The sequence below is a fragment of the Phaeospirillum tilakii genome (genome assembly GCF_042683125.1).
Lineage (GTDB): Bacteria > Pseudomonadota > Alphaproteobacteria > Rhodospirillales > Magnetospirillaceae > Phaeospirillum > Phaeospirillum tilakii.
Genome location: NZ_JBHUIY010000011.1, coordinates 98,715 through 105,829 on the forward strand (window position 1 = coordinate 98,715; position 7,115 = coordinate 105,829).

The 7,115-nt window shown below is 67.9% G+C and carries 5 protein-coding genes; 3 read left to right on the plus strand and 2 right to left on the minus strand.

Annotated elements, in window-relative coordinates; genetic code table 11:
* Positions 1–139 precede the first annotated feature (139 nt).
* The 3 genes from ppdK to ACFSNB_RS07645 all read left to right on the plus strand — a co-directional run bounded on the left by ppdK (position 140) and on the right by ACFSNB_RS07645 (position 5,492).
* On the plus strand, positions 140–2,803 hold the full coding sequence (gene ppdK / locus ACFSNB_RS07635; protein ID WP_377315520.1) for a pyruvate, phosphate dikinase: 2,664 nt from the start codon (positions 140–142) through the stop codon (positions 2,801–2,803).
* Between the two features lie 128 nt (positions 2,804–2,931).
* Positions 2,932–4,194, plus strand: a complete 1,263-nt coding sequence (locus ACFSNB_RS07640; protein ID WP_377315521.1) for an MFS transporter — start codon at positions 2,932–2,934, stop codon at positions 4,192–4,194.
* Between the two features lie 83 nt (positions 4,195–4,277).
* Positions 4,278–5,492, plus strand: a complete 1,215-nt coding sequence (locus tag ACFSNB_RS07645) for an MFS transporter (protein ID WP_377315522.1) — start codon at positions 4,278–4,280, stop codon at positions 5,490–5,492.
* A 22-nt stretch (positions 5,493–5,514) separates the two neighbouring features.
* Here the strand turns inward: ACFSNB_RS07645 and ACFSNB_RS07650 are convergent, their stop codons facing one another.
* Positions 5,515–5,982: a CreA family protein gene (locus tag ACFSNB_RS07650; RefSeq protein ID WP_377315523.1), complete on the minus strand. Its 468-nt coding sequence runs from the start codon at positions 5,980–5,982 to the stop codon at positions 5,515–5,517.
* Positions 5,983–6,122: 140 nt separating this feature from the next.
* Entirely contained in the window at positions 6,123–6,476 is a 354-nt protein-coding gene (locus tag ACFSNB_RS07655) for a hypothetical protein (protein WP_377315525.1), read from the minus strand.
* Positions 6,477–7,115: the final 639 nt, after the last annotated feature.

Genomic DNA, 7,115 nt, shown 5'->3' on the forward strand with positions numbered 1-7,115 from the left:
CCGTGCCCATTGTGGCGGCGGTGGCTACACTCATCGCTGGTCATTTCTTTTGCAAAAGAGCATGATCACGGCTCAAACTTCCGTCCATTCCGGGCGGGGGGGATGGTTTTCGTCTGAACTGAAGGGCGTGGGAGCGACCATGACGAAGTGGGTCTACGGTTTTGGCGGCGGCAGGGCCGAAGGGCGGGCCGACATGAAGAACCTGCTCGGCGGCAAGGGGGCCAACCTCGCCGAAATGAGCAATCTGGGCATCCCGGTGCCCCCCGGATTCACCATCAGCACGGAAGTCTGCACCTATTACTATCAGAACGGCGAGACCTACCCCGACACCCTCCGCGACGAGGTGATGGCGGCGCTGGCCAAGATCGAGGAGACCCTCGGCCGCCGCTTCGGTTCGGTCGAGGATCCGCTGCTGGTGTCGGTGCGCTCGGGCGCCCGCGCCTCGATGCCGGGGATGATGGACACCATCCTCAATCTCGGCCTCAACGACCAGTCGGTCGAGGGGCTGGCCCGGCGCGCCAACGACGCCCGCTTCGCCTATGACAGCTACCGTCGCTTCATCCAGATGTACTCGGACGTGGTGCTCGAGATCGACCACCACAATTTCGAGGAGATCCTCGACGAGGCCAAGGAAGACAAGGGCGTCACCCAGGACACCGAGCTTGACGCCGAGGACTGGAAGAAGGTCATCGCCCGCTACAAGGACAAGGTCGCCGACCTGCTCGGCAAGCCGTTCCCCCAGGACGTGCACGAGCAGCTGTGGGGCGCGATCGGCGCGGTGTTCGGCTCGTGGATGAACCAGCGCGCGATCCGTTACCGTCAGCTCAACGACATCCCGGAAAGCTGGGGCACCGCCGTCAACGTCCAGGCGATGGTGTTCGGCAACATGGGCAATGATTGCTCGACCGGCGTCTGCTTCACCCGCAATCCCTCGACCGGCGACAACGAGTTCTACGGCGAGTTCCTGGTCAACGCCCAGGGCGAGGACGTCGTCGCCGGCATCCGCACCCCGCAGCAGATCACCATCCTCGGCAAGGAAGCCCAGCGCTCGACCCTGCCGGCGATGGAGGAATGTCAGCCGGAGGTGTTCAAGGAGCTGAACGCGATCCGCCACAAGCTCGAAGCCCATTACCGCGACATGCAGGACATGGAATTCACCGTCCAGCAGGGCCGGCTGTGGATGCTCCAGACCCGCACCGGCAAGCGCACCACCAAGGCGGCGCTGAAGATCGCTGTCGACATGGCGCGCGAGGGGCTGATCACCCGCAAGGAGGCGATCCGCCGCATCGATCCGGTGTCGCTCGACCAGCTGCTCCACCCGACCCTCGATCCCAAGGCGCCGCGCACCCTGCTGACCCGCGCGCTGCCGGCCTCGCCCGGCGCCGCCGCCGGCAAGGTGGTGTTCACCGCCGAGGAGGCCGAGGCCTGGGTCAACGACAAGAAGGAAAAGGTGATCCTGGTCCGCGTCGAGACCTCGCCCGAGGATATCGGCGGCATGCATGTCTCGGAAGGCATCCTCACCACCCGCGGCGGCATGACCAGCCACGCCGCGGTGGTGGCGCGCGGCATGGGCACCCCCTGCGTCGCCGGGGCCGGTGACATCCGCATCGATACCGCCGCCAAGATCATGCGCGTCGCCGGCAAGGAAATCCGCGAGGGCGACGTCATCACCCTCGACGGTTCGACCGGCGAGGTGTTCCTCGGCGCGGTGCCGACCATCCAGCCGGAAATGACCGGCGATTTCGCCACCCTGATGGAGTGGGTCGACACCATCCGCACCCTCAAGGTCCGCGCCAACGCCGAGACCCCGCTCGACGCCGCCACCGCCCGCAAGTTCGGCGCCGAGGGCATCGGCCTGTGCCGCACCGAGCACATGTTCTTCGATCCCAAGCGCATCATCGCGATGCGCGAGATGATCCTGGCCGACAATGAGGAAGGCCGCCGCGCCGCCTTGGCCAAGCTGCTGCCGTTCCAGCGCCAGGATTTCATCGAGCTGTTCGAGATCATGCGCGGCCTGCCGGTGACCATCCGCCTGCTCGATCCGCCGCTGCACGAGTTCCTGCCCCACACCGAGGCGGAAATCGCCGAGGTGGCCCGCGAGGCCGGGGTCGAGCCCGAGCTGGTGCGGTCGCGCAACGCGGCGCTGCACGAGGCCAACCCGATGCTCGGCCATCGCGGTTGCCGTCTCGGCATCACCTACCCCGAGATCTACGAGATGCAGGCCCGGGCGATCTTCGAGGCGGCGGTCCACGTCTCGCGCGAGACCGGCCGCAGCGTGGTGCCCGAGGTGATGATCCCGCTGGTCGGCGCCCGCAAGGAACTCGACCTGCTGAAGGCGGCGATCGACAAGGAAGCCCAGGCGGTGTTCGCCGAGCAGAATTACGCGGTCCATTACACCGTCGGCACCATGATCGAACTGCCGCGCGCCGCCCTGCTCGCCGGCGAGATCGCCGAGACCGCCGCGTTCTTCTCGTTCGGCACCAACGACCTGACCCAGACCACCTTCGGCATGAGCCGCGACGATAGCGGGCCGTTCATCGGCGTCTACCGGGCGCGCGGCATCTATGAGCGCGATCCCTTCGCCAGCCTCGATCAGGCCGGCGTCGGCGAGCTGATCCGCATCGCCGCCGAGCGCGGCCGGGCCACCCGGCCCGGGCTCAAGCTCGGCATCTGCGGCGAGCATGGCGGCGATCCCGCCTCGATCGCCTTCTGCCAGAAGGCCGGGCTCGATTACGTCTCGTGCTCGCCCTACCGCGTGCCGATCGCCCGCCTCGCCGCCGCCCAGGCGGCGCTGGTGGACTGAGGTCCAGCCGGGACGATGTGAAGAAGGGGAGGGGGCGTCGCTTTGCGGCGCCCCCTTTTCCGTGGGCTCTGCCCACACCCGCCAAGGGCCGGAGGCCCTTGGAACCCGTCGCGAAGGGGAGGGGAGCGATGGACGCGCCGGAGGTGGCCGCGACCTATGCCAAGGTCGATCGGCGGATCATTCCGTTTCTGTTTCTCTGCTACATCCTGGCCTATCTCGACCGGGTCAATATCGGTTTCGCCAAATTGCAGATGGCCCAGGATCTGGCCCTCGGCGATGCCGCCTTCGCGCTCGGGGCGGGGATCTTCTTTCTCGGCTATTTCTGTTTCGAGGTGCCCAGCAACCTGCTGCTGCGCCGGTTCGGGGCCCGGCGCTGGATCGCCCGGATCATGGTCAGTTGGGGGCTGGTATCCGCCGCCACCCTGTTCGTCACCAACGAGGCCGAGTTCTACGCGATGCGCTTCATCCTCGGGCTGACCGAGGCCGGGTTCTTTCCCGGGGTGATCTATTATCTGACCCTGTGGTATCCGTCCGAGCGGCGGGCGACCCGGCTGTCCTGGTTCGTCTCGGCGGTGGCGCTGGCCGGGGTGATCGGCAATCCGCTGTCCGGGCTGATCATGGATCTGTGCTCCGGCCTCGGGGGCTTGGCCGGCTGGCAATGGCTGTTCCTGCTCGAAGGTCTGCCCTCGGTCGCGGTCGGGATCTGGGTGCTGTTCTATCTCGACAGCTCGATCGCCGAGGCCCGCTGGTTGAGCCCGGCCGAACGGGCGCTGCTGGCGGGGCGGATCGCCGCCGAGGAGCGGGACAAGCCCGCGACCCGGCTGAGCGACGCCTTCAAATGCGGCAAGGTCTATGCCCTCTGCGCGGTCTATTTCACCCTGACCCTGGGGCTGTACGGCATCGCCTTCTGGCTGCCGACCACCATCAAGGCGCTTGGCGTCAGCGGCTATCTCCAGATCGGGCTGGTCTCGGCCCTGCCTTATGGCGTGGCGGTGCTGGGGATGCTGTTGATCTGCCGCCATTCCGACCGCACCGGCGAGCGGCGCTGGCATTACGCCTTCACCATGGGGCTGGGCGCGCTCGGGCTGGTGCTGAGCGGCCTGTGCGCCGACCAGCCGGTGCTGGCGATCCTGTTCCTGTCGCTCGGCACCCTCGGCACCATCGGCGCGATGCCGCTGTTCTGGCCGATCCCTGCCGCCTTCCTCGGCGGCACCGCCGCCGCCGCCGGGATCGGCATCATCAATTCGATCGGCAATCTCGGTGGCTATGTCGGCCCCAACCTGCCGATCTGGGCGCGCCGGTTCTCCGACTCGCCGCAAGTCGCGCTCGACCTGATCGCCCTGGCGCTGCTGGCCGGGGTGGCGCTATTGCTGGCGATCCCCCGGCGCTGAAAAAGAAGGGGGTCCGGGGCATCGCCCCGGCCGGGTGCGGGCGGGAGCCCGCTTAACCTCACGGCAGACGCGGAGAACCATCGATGTTCGACCTGCTGCGGACCTCCCGCGACGTGCGGGCCTTTGCCGGGATCCGCGCCGGAATGGCCCTGGCCACCCAGCTCCAGGCGGTGGCGGTCGGCTGGCACGTCTACGACCTGACCGGCGATGCCTGGGACCTCGGCATGGTCGGGCTGGTGCAGTTCCTGCCCGGGGTGCTGCTGTTCCCGCTGATCGGGCTGGTGGCCGACCGTTTCGACCGCCGCCGGGTGGTGGCGCTCGGGCTGTGGACCCAGGCGCTGGCCAGCCTCGGTCTGGTCTGGCTGGTCACCCGCCCCGATCTCGGCCTTGCCCCGCTGTTCGCGCTGATGGCGGTGCTGGGCGGCGCCCGTGCCTTCATCCTGCCGGCGCTGTCGTCGCTGCTGCCCAATCTGGTGCCGCGCGGGATCTTCCAGCGGGTGGTGGCGCTTGGCAGCTCGATGGCCCAGTTCGCCACCATCTTCGGTCCGGCGGCGGGCGGGGTGCTCTATGCCGCCGATCCGCTGGCGCCGTTCGCCCTCGCCGCGCTGGTGGCGGTCGGCTCGGCGGCGCTGGCGCTCGGCCTGTCGCCGGCCAACGCCCCCGTCGCCCGGGACGGCGGCGATGACGGCGTGCTGGCCGGGCTGCGCTATCTGCGCGCTCATCCGGTGTTGCTGGGGGCGATCTCGCTCGATCTGTTCGCGGTGCTGCTGGGCGGCGCCACCGCGCTGCTGCCGATCTATGCCCGCGACATCCTGATGGTCGGGCCGGTCGGGCTCGGCCTGCTGCGCTGCGCCCCGGCGGTGGGGGCGGCGCTGGTCGGCTTCCGTCTCGCCCGCCGCCCGCTCGGCCGCCACGCCGGGGCGGTGATGCTGGCCTGCGTCGCCGGGTTCGGCCTCGCCACCATCGTCTTCGCCCTGTCGCGCTCGATGGCGCTGTCGCTGGCGGCGCTGGTGGTGCTGGGCGGCTGCGACATGGTCAGCATGGTGGTGCGCCAGACCCTGGTGCAGATCGGCACGCCCGACGCGATGCGCGGCCGGGTCAGCGCGGTCAGCTTCCTGTTCATCGGCGCCACCAACCAGTTGGGCGAGTTCGAATCCGGCGCCACCGCCGCCTGGCTCGGGGTGGTGCCGGCGGCGCTGCTGGGCGGAATCGGCACCCTGGCGGTGGTGGCGCTGTGGGGCGTGCTGTTCCCCGCCCTGCGCCGGATCGACCGCCTGAGCGACGCGGCGCCGCGCTGAGGGCGGCGCCGCTGGGCCGGGGTTACTGACCACTCCAGGGCATGATCGGCACGGTCGAGATCGAGTTCTTCGGCGAGCCGTCGATCACCTTGTCGGAATAGCTGAGATAGACCAGGGTGTTGTTGGGCTTGTCGTAGAAGCGGACCACCTGGAGCTTCTTGAACAGCCAGGAGCGGCTTTCGCGGAACACGTCCTCGCCGTCCTTCAACTCGCCCTGAATGCGGATCGGCCCGACCTGACGGCAGGCGATCGAGGCGTCGGAGGTGTCCTCGGCCAGACCGACCGCGCCCTTGACCCCGCCGGTCTTGGCCCGGCTGACATGGCAGACCACCCCCTCGACCTTGGGGTCGCGGAAGGAATCGATACAGATCTTGTTGTTCGGCCCGATCATCTTGAAGGTGGTCGAGACGCAGCCGACTTCCTCGGCCGCCGCCGGCAGAGCGGCAAGGCTGGCCAGGGCGACGAGAGCGGCACACAGGGAACGGGTCATCGATACCTCTTGGCTGGAGAAGGCCGGATCAGGCCCGGTCAGGCCGGGGCCACGGCGCCCGCCCAGGGTAACGGGTGCCGTCGGCCAGAGGTATCAGGGAAAGCCGGGGGCGGGGAGGGGAAAACGCGCCCCGGCCGCGATCAGAACGGACGGTAGGCGTAGTCCGAGGCCGAATGGTGCCGGTAATCCCCCATGAAACAGTCGATCGCCTGGGCCAGATCGGACGACACCGCCCCGAACGAGATCCGCAGATGGTCGTCCGCGGTCCCGACCACCCGGCCCCGCACCGGGATCTGTTGGGCGGCGCCCTCGTCCTCGTTGGTGTGGATCAGCAGGAAATCGATTCCCTTGGTGGTCGCCCAGCCCCCCGGGCGGGCAATGCGGACCCCGGCCACCGAGATGTTGAGCACATCGACGGTTTCCTCGCCCACCACAGCCAGGAACCGGTCGCCGCGAAAGCGAGGAAACGCCCGCCGTTCGTTCGCAAAAGCCATGGCAGCACTCCTTCTGAAAGCCGTTGTCTGTCGTTATCGTCACATTTCTGTATCCTTTCAATCGAAAACAAGATGAAAAATGCATGTTTAACGTTGGTTATTAATGCATTTACATCCGTGACGAATTGTCATTGTGACTGCCGCCGTTTTATCCGGAAAGCGCCCCCGTGCCGGCGTGCATGCCCGCGCGCGCGATACCGCCCCAATGACCGCAACGGCGGGGGAGGGCGGTTTTCATTTTTTTGTAAAAAGCGGTTGACGGGGGCGGCTGGGAGGCCTAGAAAGCGCCCCTCGCCGCGACGGACCGAGTGGTTCCGAAGCGACGGGGGCCTCGAAGAAGGCCGCTGCCACCGGGTCGCACCGGCGGCGTAAAAAAGCGGTTGACACGGGGTTCGGCGCTGAAGTAGAAACGGCGCCCTTGCCGCTCCGGACTTTCCGGCGGCGGCGAAAAAAAAGAGATTGACACGGCCGGCCGGGCCGAGTAGAAACCGGCCTCCCGCTGCGGCGGGCCCCGCCTCCGAGCGGGACGGAAGACGGAAACGTCCTCCTGCTGTTTGACAAGTGAAGAGACAGGAAGGGATGCGCAGGCGGCGCCGGTCCGGTTCACGGACCGACCAAAGTCAAGCGCATCTCAGCTAA